We start from the raw sequence: 17493 nt of genomic DNA on the forward strand, positions 1-17493 counted from the left end.
CGTGGCGAGGATAGCCGTGGGAACGATCGCCGTGGAGAGGCAGGGCCTCAGGGGACACGCCCTCGTGGTGCTGGGCGTGCTGACCCTGGTCAATACCGTCTCGCAGTCGGGGGGCACGCTGCTGTCGGCCGTGCTGCCGCTGATCAAGGCGGAATTCGGCTTCTCCGACTCGGCCCTCGGGCTGCTGACCGGCTACGGGTCGGCGGTGTCCTTCGCGCTGCTGACGCTGCCGATCTCGCACTGGGCCGCCCGATACGGCAATTCGCTGGTGCTGGCCCTGAGCATGCTGGTCTGCGCGCTCACCAACATGATGACGGCCGGCTGCCATGCGTTGTGGCAACTGATCGCGGCCCGCTTCGTCTCGGGGGCCGGCCCTGCCGCGGCATGGCCCCTTGGACAGGCGCTCGTGGCCGAGCACTTCCCGCCTCACAGGCGGTCCGGTGCCATGGCCGTGTACACGGCGGGTGACTTCGTCGGCAGCACGCTGCCGCTGGTACTCGGCGGCTGGTTGGCCGTGCAGTATGGATGGCGCACCGCGTTCGTGGTGTTCGGCCTGCTGACCCTGGTCGCGCCGGTGCTGCAGTGGTGGCTGGTGCCCAACCATCCCGCCGTCCCGGTGGAGCAGGGCGCCGCGACCGACGACGAGCCGCTTCGCTGGAAGGACGGATTGCGCGAGTTGTGGCGGCTTCCCGCCTACGTGCACATCATGTTCGGGTTCAGCTGGGCGTCCTTCGCCGTGTACGGCCTGTCGCAGTGGATGCCCAGTTTCTACAACCGCCAGTTCGGCCTGGCGCCGGACGAGGCGGCGGCCTTCTTCGGCGGCGCCTACGCGTCCGGCGCCATGCTCGGCCTCGTGCTGGGAGGCGCACTGGGCAACCGCCTCGGTCGGGGCGGCAACGAGCGGCTGCTGCCCTTCTGCATGCTCACCTACCTGCTGACCTTCCCCTGCATCCTCGGCGTGCTGTTCGCGCCCAACCTCAAGTTCGCGTTCGCAGCCCATGTCGCGGCCACCGTCTTCGGCGCGATGCCCAACGGCCCGGTGCTCTCCATGCTGCATGGCAGCGTCCCGCGTCGCCTGCGCGTGCTGGGCTCCTCCATCTTCCTGCTGGTCATGACCCTGCTCGGCGCCGGTGGCGGCCCCTTGCTGATCGGCATCGGCAGCGACCTGCTGGCCCCCACGCTGGGGCCCGAGGCCCTGAAGTACGCCATGCTCTGCGTGAAGCTGCTGGGCGTGCTGCTCTTCGTCCATCTCGGCATCGCCTGGCGCAACGCGCGCCGGGATGCTGCCCTCACTCTAGGAGACGGCCCATGACGGTGGCCTCGGCAGTCCAAGGTTTCCATCCCGAAGACTTCTTCTCGCTCCGCCTTCCTGGCGATCCTCAGATCTCGCCCGACGGGCGATGGGTGGCGCACACGCTGATCCAACCCCGGGTGGAAGAAGACGTCTGGGGCGAACAGGTGTGCGTGATCGAGCGCGCGTCACGCCAGACTCAATCCCTGGGCAAGGGGGGGCAACCGCGATGGGCCCCCGACAGTCGGCGACTGGCGTTCACGCGGGGCACTGCAGACGGTTGTGAGGTCGTGCTGTGGGACAGCGCCACGCAGCAGACCACCGTGCTGGCCACCTTGCCCGAGGCCGCGGAGGGACTGGCATGGTCGCCCGACGGCGGCACCCTGGCCTTCGTGATGCTCGTGCGCGAACCTGCGCCCACCGGTCGTGTGGGCGGGCCGCCCGCCTGGCATGCCTTGCGCACGCCCCGCTGGGCCAAGCCGGCGCGCTACACCGAGCGCCTGGTGCGCCGCGTGGAAGGCGTGGACGCCGACGAACTGCCGCATGGCCACCACCAGATCTTCCTGATGGACACCACGAGCGGCCGCCATCGCCAGCTCACGGTCGATCCGTTCGACCATGGCAGTCCCGTGAGCGGCATCACCAAGCTGAATCTGGCGGGCCGGATCTCGTGGACACCGGACAGCCGATACGTCGTGATGTCCATGCGACGGGAGGCCATGCCCGACGGCCCCTGGGATCCGGAGGCGATGCTGGCCACGGAGGTCCACGAGTTCTGTGTCGCCGATGGATCGGTGCGCACGCTGAGCCGGTTCAAGGGGGTGATCTGCCGTGCGGTGGTGTCGCCGGACGGGCAGTGGATCGCCTTCGTCGGCTTCAAGAACCGGCGTCGCGCCTTCCATACCTGCATCGTGCATGTGATGCCGCGCGCCGGCGGAGAAGCCCGCGCCTTGCCTCATCCGCAAGGACTGGAGATTCATCAGGAGTTGCAATGGCTGCCTGACAGCTCGGGCCTGCTCGCCCTCTATCCCTACCAGGGGGATGGCTGCCTCGCCCGCGTGGATCTGCAGGGCGAGTGGTCGCAGATCCGTGGCGGAGTCGGCGGCTCCCTGTCCACCGGGTACGTCATGTGGATGAAGGGCTTCACCGTGTCACGCGACGGCGACATCGCGATGCTGGACGCCCATGAAGGGCGCAGTGACGAGATCGCGGTGCTGGACGCGCATCGGCATCACACCGAGGTGCTCAGCAGCCACGGCAGCTGGTTGAGCGAACGCGCGCTGGCAAGGCCGGAAGCCTTCTGGGCGCCCACGCCGACACCCATGCATGGCTGGCTGCTGCGCCCGCCCGATGCGCCTGCGGACAAGACGCTGCCGCTGCTCGTGTGGCTGCATGGTGGACCTTACCTGAGCTGGGGGCCGCAGTTCGCCGCCGTTCCCCAGATCTGGGCCTCGGCCGGATACGCGGTGCTCATGCTGAACCCGCGGGGGTCGCTGGGCTATGGCGAGGCTTACAGCGACGCCTTGCACCATGACCTGCCAGGCCAGGACGACCTGCAGATCGTCGACGCCGTGGACCACGTCGTGAGCCAGGGCGGCATCGACCCCGACCGGGTGTTCCTCGCCGGCGAATCGGCGGGCGGGCTCATGACCGCCTGGCTGATCGGTCATTCGGACCGGTTCGCCGCAGCGGCGGTGATCTATGGGGTCATGGACTGGACCAGTGCGGTGCTCACCCAGGATCGGCCCGATTACTACCCCTTCTACTGGCGGCCCGCGCCGCCGTGGGCCCCCGGCATGCAGGAGGACTACTGGAAGCGTTCCCCGTTGTCCGTGGTCGATCGCGTGAAGACGCCGACCATCGTGATGTGCGGCGAGCGGGATTGGCGCACGCCGATGTCCCAGTCCGAGCAGTACTACGCCGCGCTCAAGCTCTGCGGGGTGGATGCGGCGCTCGCGAGCTTCGAAGGCAACAACCACGGGCTGGAGCTGCATCCCAGCCAATGGATGGACCTGGTGGACCTCGTCGACCATTGGTTCCAGCGCCACGACCCGGCGAGGCCATGACGGGGCTCCGGCCCTGATTCAGCCGCTTGATCCATCCAGCTGAATCGCGCCTGCCGGTGGACAGTTCCTGACGGGGACTCAGGGGCGACGGGCCGCGTCCCAGATCTGCATGACCTGTGCAATCGCCGCATGCAGGCGGCTGACCTTGGCGCCATCGCGCGCGAGGGTCGACAGTCCGATGAGGAAGCTGTCGAATGCCGTGGCAAGCGCGGCGATGTCGGTGTCCGCACGGAGTTCTCCGCCGTCGACACCGCGTCGGACGCAGGCGCGCAGACCGGCGCGCGTCTCGGCGCGCGAATCCAGCAGCGGCTGCGCCACGGCGGCAGTCGTCGGCGACGACCCGCCCATGGTGCCCAACGCCACCATGCACCCCCGCGGATGGCCCGCCTCGCATTGCATCGCGGCGGAGCGGCGCAGCGCTGTCTCGATGGCCTGGCGCGGCGGCAGGCTGCCGTCCCGCAGACTGTCCGTGACCCGCCCGTGGGTCTGCAGATAGAGGTCCACGCATTCGCGGAACAACGCCTCCTTCGACCCGAACGCCGCATAGAAGCTGGGCGCGGAAATGCCTCCGCCGAGACTGTCCTTGAGCTGCGCCAGTGAGGTCGCGTCATAGCCCTGTTCCCAGAACAGATGCATGGCGTCCGACACCGCCGTGTCCCGATCGAACGCGCGAGGGCGACCCATCTTGGCCATGGTGAATTCCTGCAAGCGACGAGGTTGATCAACTTACATACTAGTTGATACAGAAGTTGTTGGCAAGCGACGACCACGGAGTCCGACATTTGTCCTTGTCGATACAAAAGTCGTTGACCTCGCCAAAAGCCAGGACCTACATTTGCACTCATCGATACAGAAGTCGGGTTGAGCAGATGAAGGCAAGGGTTTTTGAAGCAGAAGCAACACGGGGGCGAGGTGGCCCATTCCAGGAGGCCGGAGAACGTCTGCCGATGGCGGCACTGCTCGCCCTGGCCATGACCGGGTTCATCTGCATCGTGACCGAGACGCTGCCCGCCGGTCTGCTGCCGCAGGTGGGGGCGGGGATGGGGGTGTCGCAAGCCCTGGCCGGTCAGCTGGTGACGGCGTATGCGCTCGGTTCGCTCGTCGCCGCCATCCCGTTGACGATCCTCACCCGGCGCTGGTCGCGGCGCCGTGTGCTGCTACTCACCCTCGTCGGATTCCTGCTCTTCAACACGGTCACCGCGGCGTCGGCCCACATGGGATTGACGCTCGCGGCGCGCTTCATGGCCGGCGCATCCGCAGGGCTGGCCTGGAGCCTGATCGCGGGTTATGCGCGACGCATGGTGGCCCCGCACCAGCAGGGCAGGGCGCTGGCGATCGCGATGGTCGGCACGCCGATCGCGCTCTCCCTCGGGGTTCCGCTGGGGACCCTGCTGGGTGGATGGGTCGGCTGGCGCACCGCATTCGCCGTCATGTCCGGACTGACGCTGCTCCTCGTCTTCTGGGTATTGGCCAAGGTGCCGGACTATCCGGGCCAGGCTGATGCGGAACGCGTGCCATTGCGTCAGGTGCTGACCACGCCAGGTGTGCGCGCCGTGCTCGGGGTCGTCGTCACCTGGATGCTGGCGCACAACCTGCTCTACACCTACGTCGCGCCCTTCGTGGCGCAGGCGGGGCTGCGCGATCGGGTGGACCTGGTCCTTCTCACGTTCGGCGTGGCCGCCTTGGCGGGCATCGCCGTGTCGGGACGCCTCGTGGACCACCATCTGCGGCTGGCAGTCCTGGGAAGCCTTGCAGCTTTTGCCGGGGTAGGCCTGCTGTTCATCGCCTGGGCCGACACGCCGCTGGCGGTCTTTGCCGGCGTCGCCGTCTGGGGCGTGAGCTTCGGCGGCGCGGCCACGCTGCTTCAGACGGCCCTCGCCGATGCCGCGGGCGACGGCGCCGATGTGGCCTTGTCGCTGAACGTCGTGGTCTGGAACAGCGCCATTGCCGGCGGCGGCGTCATGGGCGGCGCGCTGCTCGATTCGTGGGGGCCGTCGTCATTCCCGTGGGCGGTGACCGTGCTGACGCTGATGGCGCTGCTGATCACACGTGCCGCGCATGCGCACGGCTTTCCACCCAGGCGGCGCCACGACATCTAGCCGGGCGAGGCTGTCGTGCCGACACCGGCGACGTTCGCTGCGCCCCTTTTTTTCCTACTCGATCTTTCAACAGGAGAGCTCATGCTTCCACCCACCCTCCGCGCGCTCTGCGCTGCAATCTCCCTCGCCCTGGCGGCCCCCGCATTCGCCGCGGACGAGTTCCCGCTGCCCGCCGGCTTCACCAGTGAGTACCAGACCGTCGACGGCGTGAAGCTGCACTACGTCAAAGGGGGCTCGGGGCCGCTCGTGTATCTGGTCCACGGCTTCGGCCAGTCCTGGTATGAGTGGCATCAATTGATGCCAAGGCTGGCCGAAAAATTCACGGTGGTCGCGCCCGACCTGCCCGGTCTGGGGCAGTCCGCCGTACCGCCGTCGTTCCGTGCGACCGATGTCGCGCCGCTGCTCTACGGTCTGGCGAAGAACCTCAGCGGCGGCCAGAAGTTCGACCTGGTCGCGCACGACATCGGCATCTGGAATACGTATCCGATGCTCGTGGCGCACCAGGACCAGATCCGGCGGGTCGTCTACATGGAGGCGCCTATCCCTGACGAGAGCATGTACACCTTCCCGGCCTTCACCGCCGAGGGGGAGTCCCTGGTCTGGCACTTCAGCTTCTTTGCGGCCGGGGGCAACATGGCTGAGAAGTTGATTGCCGGCAAGGAGCGGTTCTTCTTCGAACACTTCATCAAGGTGCACGCCACCAACAAGGAAGTGTTCACGCCCAAGCTGCTGGATCTCTACGCCAGGTCGTATGCCAAGCCGCACAGCTTGAACGCCGCGTTCGAGTACTACCGGGTGGTGAACCAGGGCGTGCAGGACAACAAGGTGCTGGCGAACAGGAAGATCACCGTCCCGGCCATGGCCATCGGCGGTGGCGGGCATGGTGGCCTGGGGCAGTTCCAGGCCGACCAGATGAAGCGATATGCCACCGATGTCACGGGGGTGGTGCTGCCTGCCTGCGGTCATTGGCTTCCGGAGGAATGCGCGGCGCCATTGAATGACGCGGTCACGGGATTCCTCAGCCAGCCGTAACAAGCACACAGGATGCTGTCGCCGCGATGGCATCCGCCCACTACTCCGGGATGGTGGGCCGGGATGGTGGGCGCCTTCTGATAGAGTCTATCAACTAGTAGATTGAGTCTGCATGACTGATTCCATCGAGCAGATGAAGGATCGAATCAAGATCGCCTCGCTGCCGTTCGAACCGGTCGTGCAAAGTGTTGCCAGTCGGGCAGGAGTTGAGTCATGAAGGAACTTGTCGCCCTCGCGGGCATCGTCGGCGTCATGTCGGTGGGCGTCGTCAGCCCAGGGCCGAGCTTCGTGATGGTGGCGCGAATGTCGGTCGCAGGCTCCCGATCTCAAGGCGTGGCGGCCGCGCTTGGCATGGGACTCGGCGGCATGGTGTTCGCGATCATGGCGCTGCTCGGAATGCAGGCGGTGCTGATAGCCGTGCCGACGCTGTATTTCGCGCTGAAGCTCTGTGGCGGGCTCTACCTCTGTTACCTCGGTTTCCTGATCCTGCGCGGTGCGAGCGAGCCGCTGGCGATCAACGTCACGCCGGCGGGCGCTTCCCGGCAGTTCGCCCGTTCGTTGTGGCGTGGATTGGCCACGCAGCTCAGCAATCCGAAGACGTCCATCGTCTACGCGAGCGTGTTCGCAGCGTTCCTTCCCCAAAGCTATTCGTTGGGCTTCGGCATCGGGGTGGCGCTGGCGCTGTTTGCTGTGGAGACGAGCTGGTACACGTTCGTTGCGCTGCTGCTGTCATCGGAGGCTCCGCGGAAGGTTTACCTCGGTTGCAAGACCTGGATCGACCGCGTGGCCGGCGCTCTGCTGTTCGGCCTCGGGGTCCGGCTCATCGTCACCGCCCTGGACGAGTGAGCGGCGTCTCGCGTCCAGAGGGGCAGGTCCTCATGCGTCCCGCGAATCCCGGCGAGCGTCCTCAGACATGAACCATCCGTAGCCGCGGGTTCGACCCCGTTCCAGGCGCAGGCCTGCGTCCGGCGTTTTCATAGATAATCTATAAAATGTCGTCGTGGAGAAAATCGGACCATGGGCCAGATCGTCATCCTGAATGGGGTCAGTCTCACCGCTGAAGCCGTTGTCGCGATCGCTCGCGATGGCGCGCGAGTCGGCCTGGAGGAGCGCGCGCGCGAAGCCTTGACGGCCACGCGTCAGTACATCGAAGAGCACTGGCTGGGGGTCGACGCGCCGCTGATGTACGCCTTCAACACAGGCGTGGGAGCCCTCAAGAGTCAGCGCATCGCCCCTGGAGACATCGAGGCGTTCCAGACGAATCTGGTGCGGTCTCATTCCGCAGGCGCGGGCGATGCCATGCCCACCGAGGTGGTCCGGGCAATGATGGCATTGCGCGTCAACGCGTTCGCCAGCAACCATTCAGGCGTGCGCGTGGAGATCCTCGACCGGCTCATCGCGATGTTGAACCATGGCATCACGCCCGTGGTGGCCGCCAAGGGGAGCGTCGGCGCCAGCGGCGATCTTGCGCCGTTGGCGCTGATGAGCGGAGCGATGATGGGGCTGCCGCACAGCCGGGTCCGTTTCGATGGTCAGGAGATGCCGGCGGCGCGAGCCTTCGAGCGGTGTGACCTGCCACCGACGATCGATGTCCAGGCCAAGGATGCGACCGCCTTGATCAACGGCGCCACCGCGTCCCTGGCCTACGCGGTGCTGGCGGCGTTTGACGCGCGATCGCTGCTGACCGATGCCATGATCTCCGCAGCGATGACCATCGAGGCCTTGCGCGGGGAGGTGTCGTCCTTCGACGCTCGCGTCATGCGGGCGCGACCGCATGCAGGTCAGGCGCGGACCGCTTTCGCTCTACGGCAGATGTTGTCCGGGAGCCAGCGATGCAGCGAACCGGCCAGGCAAGTCCGTCTGACTGGCGCGCAGGGCCCGGCGGGCCAGCGGCACTCGCCGCCGCTGGCGCCGCGGATCCAGGATGCCTATTCCTTGCGATGCATACCGCAGGTCCACGGGCCCGTGCTGGATGCCCTTGATTATGTCGACGCGATCGTCGCCACCGAGATCAACAGCGCCACCGACAACCCGCTCATCTTCCCGGAAGAGGAGGGCTACGCGATCGTGTCCGGGGGGCACTTCCATGGGCAGTACATCGCGCAGGCCATGGACTTCCTGGCGCTGGCGGTGACGGACCTCTCCGCCATCTGTGATCGACGGAGCGCCCGACTGATCGATCCCTCCTGCAACTTCGAATTGCCAGGCAATCTGATCGCGCAGCGTCCGGGGATCAATTCGGGCTTTGCCGTGGCCCAGAGCATGGGCACAGGGCTTGTGCTAGAAAACATGGGCTTGTGCAGCCCTGCCAGTGCGACGAGCCTGCCTGCGAAGGGGAACACCGAGGATCACATCAGCAATTCCTGCTTCGCGGCGCGACGCACCCGGACGATCGTGGACAACGCCCGGTCCGTGATTGCCGTGGAGACGCTGCTCGCCGCGCAGGCGCTGGATCTCTGCGAGCGGGACCTTGCCGACTTCCCCCTCGGCATCGGTACTTCAGCATCGTGGCGGGCGTTACGGGAAACCGTTCCCGCGATGCTGGGTGATGATCGATGGATGCACGATGACATTGCGCAGGTGACGGCCTTGCTGGCCGATGGCACTCTGCGCAAGCGGGTTGGCGTCAGCTGTGGCCCCCTCTGGCCCGCCAGGGACTCGTGGTGAACCCCAAGTACGACGAAGACGACAACACCCTCCCTGCGCGCATCGCACGTGCGCTCATCGAGCGCATCGTGACCGGTGTCTTGCGACCGGGAGAGCGTGTCGGCCAGGACGCGATCGCGGCCGAATTCGGAGCCAGTCATGTGCCGGTGCGGGAGGCCTTCCGCCGGGTCGAGGCGCGTGGGTTGCTGATCAGCGAGCCGAGAAAGGGCGTGCGCGTCAGTGCATTGGACGACGCTTCCATCGTGGAAATCACCGCCATGCGTGCCGCATTGGAACCTCTGGCACTCCGCAGCGCCTGGCCGTCGATCGCGCCGGCGGACCTTGTCCATGCGCAGTCCGCGATCAACGAGGGTGCCAAGGCCAAGGACATGCAGGCGTGGGAAGCTGCGAACCGGGAATTCCACTTTGCGCTGTATCGGCCGAGTGGGATGCGCCGTCTGCTGGCAAGCATCGACGTGCTGCATGAGGCGCGCACCCGATGCATGTACGCCACCGCGCCGTTCATTGCCTGGGACCCCGGCTCTCAACGAGAACACAGGGAAATGCTGGCGGCCGTCCGAAAGGGTGATGTCGAGCGCGCATGCATGCTGCTGGAGCGGCATATTGCAGAGGCCGGGCAGACCCTGATTCAGGGCTTGACGCGTTGGCGCGCTTCCCAGGGGTAGGGCGCCGCCGGGCTACCAATGCAGGGATCGAGGCGCAGGCGATGGCCGGCCCCCGGCCCCGGCGCACGCATCCATCACGGCCTTGACTGCAAGATCTCTTCGAGCACCCGGCCGGTCCAGCTCCGGGCGGTGTCGTCCCAGCGGCGATGGATGACGGTGCGGACTGGAAGCGACTGTCCCGATATGACCTGTCCATCGCTGGTCGTCGTCCGGGTCACCATCACGTTGACGGTGGCGATCGGCTTGTCCTGCTGAGCGGCGTTGGTTCCCAAGGCTGTCCGCCAGATGCCCTCGCGGTAATGAAGCGTCAACGGCAGCCTCCTGAAATTGGAGTCGCCGCTGTCAGGCAGTCCGAAGGCGTTCGCACGTGGACCGAGCTTCGCCAGAATGTTCCATGCAAAGCCAGAGCATGAAGAGACGCAGTTGTCGTCGAGGATCAGGGAGACTTTTCCCGCGAAGCCGTGCGGCTTTGGTTTGACCAATGTGCCTTCGCAGGTCAGGTCCTCCTCCGCGCAGAACATCGCCACCGGGGGAAGATATCCGCCGACATTCCGCCAGGCCCTGCTGTTGGTCAGCTTGATTCCGGCCAGCCACCGCTCGTGTGCTTGATCGTCCGGCAACTCGGCAGCGATTGCCGGATCATCGAATGCCTTCAGGCGACGGTATTGAGCGTATTGCTCCTGGTAGGGCTGGTCGAAAAGGAGCGAATACCAGGGGAGGGGAACATCGCCCCCGCCGTTGCCGGACACGTCGATGATGAGTTCCTTCACCGAGGATGCGGCGGTGCTCCAATGTTTTTCCCACAGTCCTTCAACTTCGGTTTTCGGGGAATCGAATGTGGCCTCGGTGCCGTAGCTGAAACTTTTCAGGCGCCAGATCTCCACGCCGGGTCGGGCGGCACTGCGAAAGGCGCAGAGGTTCCAGCCTGTATAGACCGCAGTGAAGCCTTCATAGCGCTCATCGTCCTGACCGCAGCCGGTGCGAACGCGCGGATCAGCAGGGTCGGGCGTCGACGGCGCCTGGTAGGTGATGGTCTTCCGGCTGCCGTTCCTGCTGATTCCCAAGGTGAGAGGGCGTCGCGGGTCCCATCCGAGCAGTCCCGTACGAAGTTGCTTGTCAAAGTCGCCATAGCATTGCCATCGGCTGTTTCTCCGGCACACCTGCGCTGATTTGGAGAGCCAATGCCCGATCGGGCGACCATTGATCGTCAAGACCTGGTCGCCGACCGCTGCACCCGGGCCGGCCAGTCCGATCTGAACCTTCGCCGTATCCGCGATGAGGACGGCGTCGGGAATGATGTCGGGCCCCAGTTCTCTCACCTTCATGGTGAAGGGAATGCTGCGATGGCCGAGCGTCGTCCTGTAGTCCAGATCGGATCGAAGATCGATCCGGCTGTGCAGACTCGGATAGCTGGCGTAGAGCGTCCTGAGCGTGAGACCAAACGCCGCCGGGTCCTCCGCCGCCGTGGCGTTCACTTCAGCCCGGCGTACGGCCTTGTCCCACCCCTGTTTCCCCTGCCAACCCACCTGGATGGCCTCTGAATCGTTATCCGCAATGCCCGCGGCAAATGCTTTCACCGCCTGGACTCGCAGCGCCGACGTCTCCAAACCGTCCGGCCACGGCATCGAGGGATTGGCGACGGCAGGCGATATCCCCATGCCGAGCCCTGCGCTCAAGACTGCGCAGGCAGTCCACGCCGACCTGTCGACGAAGCCATTTCTCAATGGTTGGAGAGGGTTCCACCGCACAGTTTCTTCCTTGTTCGTGAAGGGTCCGTTCAGGGCCTAGCCGGCGATGTCGGATGCAGCAAGCTCAAAGCTTGCCGTGCAGCCGACGCAGGCCTCGGCTCATCGCTGCTCCCATGATGGATTCATGGCTCTCCTCGGGGAAGACATGGGCTTCGACCGAGAACTGATCGCCGCGCCATCCGCTCAGGATCTGCTCCATCATGAACATGTCGCCCGGCATGTCGACGCTGCCCAACGCGTGGCTGACGATCGACTTGATGTGCTCGGGCATCGGCCCGTTGAACTGCCGGCCGAAGCGCGCCTTGTTCTCCAGCTCTCCCGCGCACAGGTAGACGCTGGCCGTGGGTGCGGGATGCTCGGACACGATGCGCGCCGCCGCCTCCAGCAGCGAGCGGTCGTCCCACCACAATGACGGGCTGACCGCGAGATACCGTTTGAAGACTTCCGGACGGGTCAGCAGCGCATAGAGCGTGAACAGCCCGCCGAAGGACTGGCCCGCCAAGGTGGCCTCGGCGAGGTCGATGGGGAAGGCTTCGGCAAGCGCCGGCTTCAGCTCCTCCGCCAGGAAGTCGAGGAAGCTGTCGGCGCCTCCGGTCGGCGCGACGCCGGGGAGACCTGCCATCGCCGCCGTGACGGGTTCGAAGGCGAACCACTTCGTCGTCAGGTCGCGGTTGCGCTTGATGACGAACGGCGGATTGGCGTTCAGCGGATACCCGATGCTGACGCCATAGACATGAGGCAGGTCCAGCCCGACGGCGCAGCTCTTCAGCGTGCTGATGAGGGTGCCGGCGCTCAATTCCGCATCCGTGGCGATGACCAGGCCGGCGCGATGTCCCTCGGGCGGCACCCGGTTGGGGGTGATGCACACCCGCAGGATGTCGTCGATGTTGTCGGGCTGGACCAGCCACACGTCGGTAGCGGACAACAGCGTGTCCTTGTGCTTTTCAATGATCTTCACGCCTTGCTCCAGATTGCAGGATCGAATGGTGGGTTGAAAGGGTCCGCATGCCCGGCCGACGGCGCGAGCCAGCGGAGGTCATGCAGGTGCTCGAATGCGGCGGACGACGGCGTCGTCTCGAAGCGGTGCGCCCACTTGGCGCTACCCGGCACCTGGACGTAGTCCTGCTGCCAGCGCCGCCAGTGGAGCGCCACGGCCGCCACCGCGTCGCACGCGGCGTGGATCTCCGCGTCGCTGCTCACGGGGTGGAAGGAGAGGCGGGTCCAGCCCGGCTTGGCGGCGGCATCGCCGGCGTCGATGCGGTCGGTGATGGCGCGCGACTGCTCGGGGCCGATGCCCAGCAGGTGGTGACCGTAGCTGCCCGCGCAGGAACAGCCGCCGCGCGCCTGCACGCCGAAGCGGTCATTCAACAGGCGGACGACGAGATCGTGCGGGCAGTCCTCGATGCACAGCGAGAACACCGGCAGCCGCTCGCGCTGATGACCGGCCAGGATCTGCAGCCCTGGTACGCCTTGGAGGCTGTCGAACACCAGCGCGCACTGTGCGCGTTCGCGCGCCGCGATCGCCTCGACGCTCATGGCTTCCTTCAGCTGGATCGCCATGCTGGCGCGCAGCAGCTGCAGGATGGCGGGCGTGCCGCCGTCCTCGCGTTCCTCGATGTCGTCGACGTACCGATGCGCGCCCCACGGGTTGGTCCACTGCACGGTGCCGCCGCCGGGCTGGTCGGGCACCGCCGCGGTGTAGAGCGCGCGCTTGAACAGCAGAACGCCGCACGACCCCGGTCCGCCGAGGAACTTGTGCGGCGAGAAGTAGATCGCGTCGAGCCGGCGCATGGGGTCCGACGGATTCATGTCGATGTCGACGGACGGCGCCGCCGCGGCGTAGTCGACGAAGCACAGCCCGCCGGCCGCGTGCATGCGCGCGGCGATCTCGTGCACCGGCGTCGTGATGCCGGTGACGTTGGAGCAGGCCGTGACGGCGGCGACACGCATCTCGCGATCGGGATGGCGCGCCAGGATGGCGGGAATGGCGTCGACGTCCACCAGCCCCTGCGGCGTCGCCGGGATCATCTCGACGTCGGCACAGCACTCCAGCCACGAGGTGTGGTTGGAGTGGTGCTCCATGTGGGTCACCAGCACCAGCGGACGACGCCGCGCCGGCACCTCGACCGTCCCGATGAAGCCCGATGGCATGCGCCATCCGAGCAGCCGCTGCAGCTTGTTGACGGCGCCGGTGGCCCCCGTCCCCGTGGCCAGCATCACGTCGTCGTCCTGCGCGTTCACATGGCGCTTGACCACCCGGCGCGCATGCGCCGTGGCGACAGTCATCGCACGTCCCGTGGCACTGTCCTCGCTGTGCACGTTGGCCATCCACGGTCCCACGATGCGCAGCAGGTGCTGCTCGATCGGTTCGAACAGGCGACCGCTCGCCGTCCAGTCCGCGTAGATCGCGCCGCGGCTGCCGTAGGGGGTGGCGATCCGCAGGTCGCGTCCCACCACGCCCTCCGCGAATCGATCGAATCGCGCGCGCAGGCGAAGCGCCTCGCCGTCATCTCGTGAGGAGCTCATGGAACGGCGAGGTGCTCGGACGACCAATCCCGCAGCTCCGCTTCAGCGGTCGCGGCGCCGCGTGCGAGATTCTCGAAGGCCGACGTGCGCTGCACGCGCAGGCTCGATATCAGCGAACGGGCCTGGTCCTGGGGAAGGGGCCGGCCGAAGAAATAGCCCTGGATCTCGTCGCAGCCCAGGGCCACGAGCCGCGCCCGCTGCTCAAAGGTCTCGACCCCCTCAGCGAGCACCACGAGCTGCATCGCATGGGCCAGGTCGACCACCGCGCGGACGATGCAGGCATCTCCCCGGGGGCACCCTCGACTCATCTCGCTGATGAAGGTCCGATCCATCTTGATCTTGTCCAGCGGCAGACGATGCAGGTGTGCCAGGCTGGAGTAGCCGGTCCCGAAATCGTCGATGGCCACCGACACGCCGATGGCTCGTATTTCCTGCAGAACCTCGCGCACCTTCTCGGGCTCCTGCATGGCCGTGCTTTCCGTCAACTCGATCTCCAGCCATCGGGCGTCCAGACCCGACATGGACAGACACGCGCGCACCATGTCGACGAAGCCGGGGTGCTGGATCTGTTGCATCGCCACGTTGACGGCAATCACGAGGGGCCGCCTGAAATCGGCGTTCCATTCGGCGTTCCATTCGGCTGCCTGCAGGCATGCCTGCTCGAGCACCCACGCGCCGATGGGCACGATGAGTCCGGACGCTTCCGCCACCGGGATGAACTCGGAAGGAGCAACGTCCGTCCCCGATCGACGCCATCGAAGCAACGCCTCGAAGCCGCGAAGCTCACCCGATGCCAGGTCCTGCTGCGGCTGATAGTGCAACGCCAGCTCCCCTCGTTTCATGGCGCAGGCGAGGTCTTCGGCCATGCTGGTCGGCTCAAAGGCGGGAGAGGGCAGGCGAGGGGAGTCGCGATGCCGGCTGAGGTGATGTTCACCCGGAGCGGGACGGTTCATATCGGGCGTGTTCCAGGGACCGGAGTCCGGACAATAAGCGATCTACTAGTTGGTAGACAGAAGTTTGGAGCAAGGGGTGGGCGACAATCGCATCTCAATGGGATGGGGGAGTGACGAGCGCGCCGCGACGCGCCCAGGCGTCTTCGTCAGCTGGGAAAACGCAGCTCGAACCGGATGGTCCCGCTCGTCGAGCACGTCACGCGCGCCTCGCCGCGATGCAGGTCCATGATGGCCTTCACGATGGACAGGCCCAGGCCGCTGGAGTCAGCAGGGCGCTCCCCGGTGGCGTCCGCCCGGTAGAAGCGATCGAACAGCCGCTCGAGCTGCTCGGCGGGGATGAACGCCCCGTCGTTCTCCACGGCGATGAGGGCACCGGACGCGAGCGGCTCGCCGATCAGGCGAACGGTCGTGTCCGGACGGCTGTAGCGAAGCGCGTTCACCACCAGGTTGTGGAGGGCGCGTCGCACCAACGGCGCGTTGGCCATCGCGGTGCCGCTCGCCTGCACCGAGAACCGCAGTCCCGCCTCTTCCGCAGGTCCTTCGAAATAGTCGGCGATGCCCTGCAGCTCGTCGGCCATCGCCAGCGGCGCGCGCGCGATGTCGAGCATGGCGTGGTCGGCCCGCGCGAGGAACAGGATGTTGTCCACGATGAGGCTGAGGCGGGTCAGCTCCTCCAGATTCGACTCCAGCAGCTGCTGATACTCCGCCGGCGTGCGCACGCGGTTGAGCGCCACCTGCGTCTGCCCGATCAATGCGCCGACCGGCGTGCGGATCTCATGCGCCAGGTCGGCCGAGAACTGGGACAGACGGTCGTAGCCCTGGGCGATCCGATCCAGCATGGCGTTGAACACCGTCACCATGTCGCGCAGTTCCCGCGGCGCGTCGTGTTCGGGGAACCGGATGGAGAGGTTGATCGGATGGATCTCCGCGGCCTGCGCCGCCACGCGACGAAGCGGACGCAGCCCGTGGCGCAACGCCAGATAGACCAGCAGCACGGACACGACGATGGACATCAGCGTGCTGCGCAGGATGTGGAAGCGGCTCTGGTCGATCATCTGCAGCTCGCTCTCGAGCGGGTGTCCGGTCAGCACTTCCACCATCGCGCCGTCGTGTCCCGATCGGGCAAAGCCCGCCACCCAATGCATCTGCGGGTGATCCGCGGTGCGCAGCACGTCCTGTGTCGTCATCCGCCGGTCCGTGGGCACCAGGGGCAGGGCAGGGGGCACCGCGACGCGCCCGGGATTCACCTCGACGAAGGCGCGCTCCCCGACGCGGCGCAGGATCAGCACGTCCGCGGTCGCGCCCAGGAGCGCCGCGAACATCAGCGACTGATCGCGCAGGTCCTGGACCGTGCGCGCGTCGCCGACCAGCGTCCGGAAGTGCTCGGCCCTGCCGATGAGTTGATCGTCCGCATGCGCGTTGATGGCGTTGCGCGCGAAGAGGAAGAAGTAGCCGCCCAGCATGCCGGTCATCGCGAAGGCGATCAGGCCGCACAGCAGGGTCACGCGGACCGCGAGCGATTGGGGGAGCCAGCGCCCGCTCATGTCGCGGTCTCTTCCTCGTCCTGGTCTTCGCCGCCGGGCGCGTCTCCGAAAACATAACCGACGTTGCGCACCGTGTGGATCAGCGGCGTCGCGAAGGGACGGTCCACCTTGGCCCGCAGCCGCTTGATCGCGACGTCGACCACGTTGGTGTCGCTGTCGAAGTTCATGTTCCAGACCTCGGAGGCGATGAGCGTGCGGGAGAGAGCCTCGCCCTGGTGCTTCACCAGCAGGTGCAGCAGCAGGTATTCCTTGTTGGTCAAGGTGATCTCCACGCCTTCGCGCGTCACCTTGCGCCGCAGCGCATCCAGCTTGAGATCGGCGACCTGGTACACGTCGGCGTCTCCGGAGACGCCCCGCCTCAACAGCGTGCGGATGCGCAGCACCAGCTCGGTGAAGGAGAAGGGCTTGACGAGGTAATCGTCGGCCCCCAGTTCGAGTCCGCGGATGCGATCGCTCAACTGGTCGCGCGCCGTGAGGAACATGACGCGCACGTCGCCCTTCTCGCGCAGCGCCGGCATGATCTGCCATCCGTCGATGCCCGGCAGGGTCACGTCGAGGACGACGAGGTCGTAATCGTTGTTCAACGCCATGTGCAGGCCGTCGCGCCCGGTGCGCGACAGGTCGACGGCGTAGCCGCTCTCCCGGAGACCCTTCTTCAGGTAGTCGCCGGTCTTGGGATCGTCCTCGATGACCAGGATCTTCATGCGACGGGATTCTGCATTCGCGCGGGCGGCGTCGCATGACGTTTTTGTCATCGACCTGTCACCCCCCTCGGGCGGCCGAATTCCTACAGTCGCTCCGACCGCAACACCTGACGCTTCCAACGCAGGTCTGCCGTCTGCGCGCTGTCCTCGGCACGAGGCGCCGCGCAGCCCTCACGCCCAACGCGTCGAACACCCCAC

The 17493-nt window shown here is 66.5% G+C and carries 14 protein-coding genes; 7 read left to right on the top strand and 7 right to left on the bottom strand.

All coding sequences use genetic code 11. The annotated features are described in order from the left end of the window. The first annotated feature begins 16 nt into the window (after positions 1-16). Both ABE85_RS07465 and ABE85_RS07470 read left to right on the top strand, forming a co-directional pair. Positions 17-1312, top strand: coding sequence for an MFS transporter (locus ABE85_RS07465; protein WP_197507240.1), 1296 nt, complete (start codon positions 17-19; stop codon positions 1310-1312). After that, on the top strand, positions 1309-3357 hold the full coding sequence (locus ABE85_RS07470; protein ID WP_067272078.1) for a S9 family peptidase: 2049 nt from the start codon (positions 1309-1311) through the stop codon (positions 3355-3357). The genes ABE85_RS07465 and ABE85_RS07470 overlap by 4 nt, the downstream gene beginning before the upstream one ends. 78 nt (positions 3358-3435) lie before the next feature. Here the strand turns inward: ABE85_RS07470 and ABE85_RS07475 are convergent, their stop codons facing one another. Next, positions 3436-4050, bottom strand: a complete 615-nt coding sequence (locus ABE85_RS07475) for a TetR/AcrR family transcriptional regulator (RefSeq protein ID WP_067272081.1) — start codon at positions 4048-4050, stop codon at positions 3436-3438. Positions 4051-4304: 254 nt separating this feature from the next. Here ABE85_RS07475 and ABE85_RS07480 point away from each other — a divergent pair, with 254 nt between their 5' ends. From ABE85_RS07480 to ABE85_RS07500, 5 genes are all read left to right on the top strand, one after another. Further along, a complete protein-coding gene (locus ABE85_RS07480) occupies positions 4305-5456 on the top strand; it encodes an MFS transporter (RefSeq protein WP_067272084.1) in 1152 nt (383 codons plus the stop codon). Between the two features lie 81 nt (positions 5457-5537). After that, positions 5538-6488 carry an alpha/beta fold hydrolase gene (locus ABE85_RS07485; protein WP_067272088.1) on the top strand — a complete coding sequence of 317 codons (951 nt, stop codon included), beginning with the start codon at positions 5538-5540 and terminating at the stop codon, positions 6486-6488. A 213-nt stretch (positions 6489-6701) separates the two neighbouring features. Continuing rightward, a complete protein-coding gene (locus tag ABE85_RS07490; RefSeq protein WP_067272091.1) occupies positions 6702-7334 on the top strand; it encodes a LysE family translocator in 633 nt (210 codons plus the stop codon). Positions 7335-7505: 171 nt separating this feature from the next. After that, positions 7506-9155, top strand: a complete 1650-nt coding sequence (gene hutH / locus ABE85_RS07495; RefSeq protein WP_067272094.1) for a histidine ammonia-lyase — start codon at positions 7506-7508, stop codon at positions 9153-9155. Then, a complete protein-coding gene (locus ABE85_RS07500; protein ID WP_067282121.1) occupies positions 9152-9820 on the top strand; it encodes a GntR family transcriptional regulator in 669 nt (222 codons plus the stop codon). Before hutH ends, ABE85_RS07500 begins: the two co-directional genes overlap by 4 nt. A 74-nt stretch (positions 9821-9894) precedes the next feature. On the opposite strand, the gene ABE85_RS07505 is transcribed toward ABE85_RS07500, so the two are convergent. The 6 genes from ABE85_RS07505 to ABE85_RS07530 form a co-directional block, all read right to left on the bottom strand. After that, positions 9895-11496: a hypothetical protein gene (locus ABE85_RS07505; protein ID WP_157522030.1), complete on the bottom strand. Its 1602-nt coding sequence runs from the start codon at positions 11494-11496 to the stop codon at positions 9895-9897. Between the two features lie 136 nt (positions 11497-11632). Further along, the gene (locus tag ABE85_RS07510; protein ID WP_067272100.1) at positions 11633-12526 is read right to left on the bottom strand and encodes an alpha/beta hydrolase; all 894 of its coding nucleotides are present in this window, start codon (positions 12524-12526) and stop codon (positions 11633-11635) included. Next, a complete protein-coding gene (locus ABE85_RS07515) occupies positions 12523-14094 on the bottom strand; it encodes an aminotransferase class V-fold PLP-dependent enzyme (RefSeq protein ID WP_067272104.1) in 1572 nt (523 codons plus the stop codon). Before ABE85_RS07515 ends, ABE85_RS07510 begins: the two co-directional genes overlap by 4 nt. Further along, positions 14091-14960 carry a bifunctional diguanylate cyclase/phosphodiesterase gene (locus tag ABE85_RS07520; RefSeq protein ID WP_067272108.1) on the bottom strand — a complete coding sequence of 290 codons (870 nt, stop codon included), beginning with the start codon at positions 14958-14960 and terminating at the stop codon, positions 14091-14093. Before ABE85_RS07520 ends, ABE85_RS07515 begins: the two co-directional genes overlap by 4 nt. A gap of 233 nt (positions 14961-15193) precedes the next feature. Then, entirely contained in the window at positions 15194-16591 is a 1398-nt protein-coding gene (locus ABE85_RS07525; RefSeq protein ID WP_067272109.1) for a heavy metal sensor histidine kinase, read from the bottom strand. Next, complete coding sequence (locus tag ABE85_RS07530; RefSeq protein WP_067272110.1) at positions 16588-17295, bottom strand: heavy metal response regulator transcription factor; 708 nt, start codon at positions 17293-17295, stop codon at positions 16588-16590. The genes ABE85_RS07525 and ABE85_RS07530 overlap by 4 nt, the downstream gene beginning before the upstream one ends. Between the last annotated feature and the right edge of the window lie 198 nt (positions 17296-17493).

The organism is Mitsuaria sp. 7 (assembly GCF_001653795.1).
Taxonomy (GTDB): domain Bacteria; phylum Pseudomonadota; class Gammaproteobacteria; order Burkholderiales; family Burkholderiaceae_C; genus Roseateles.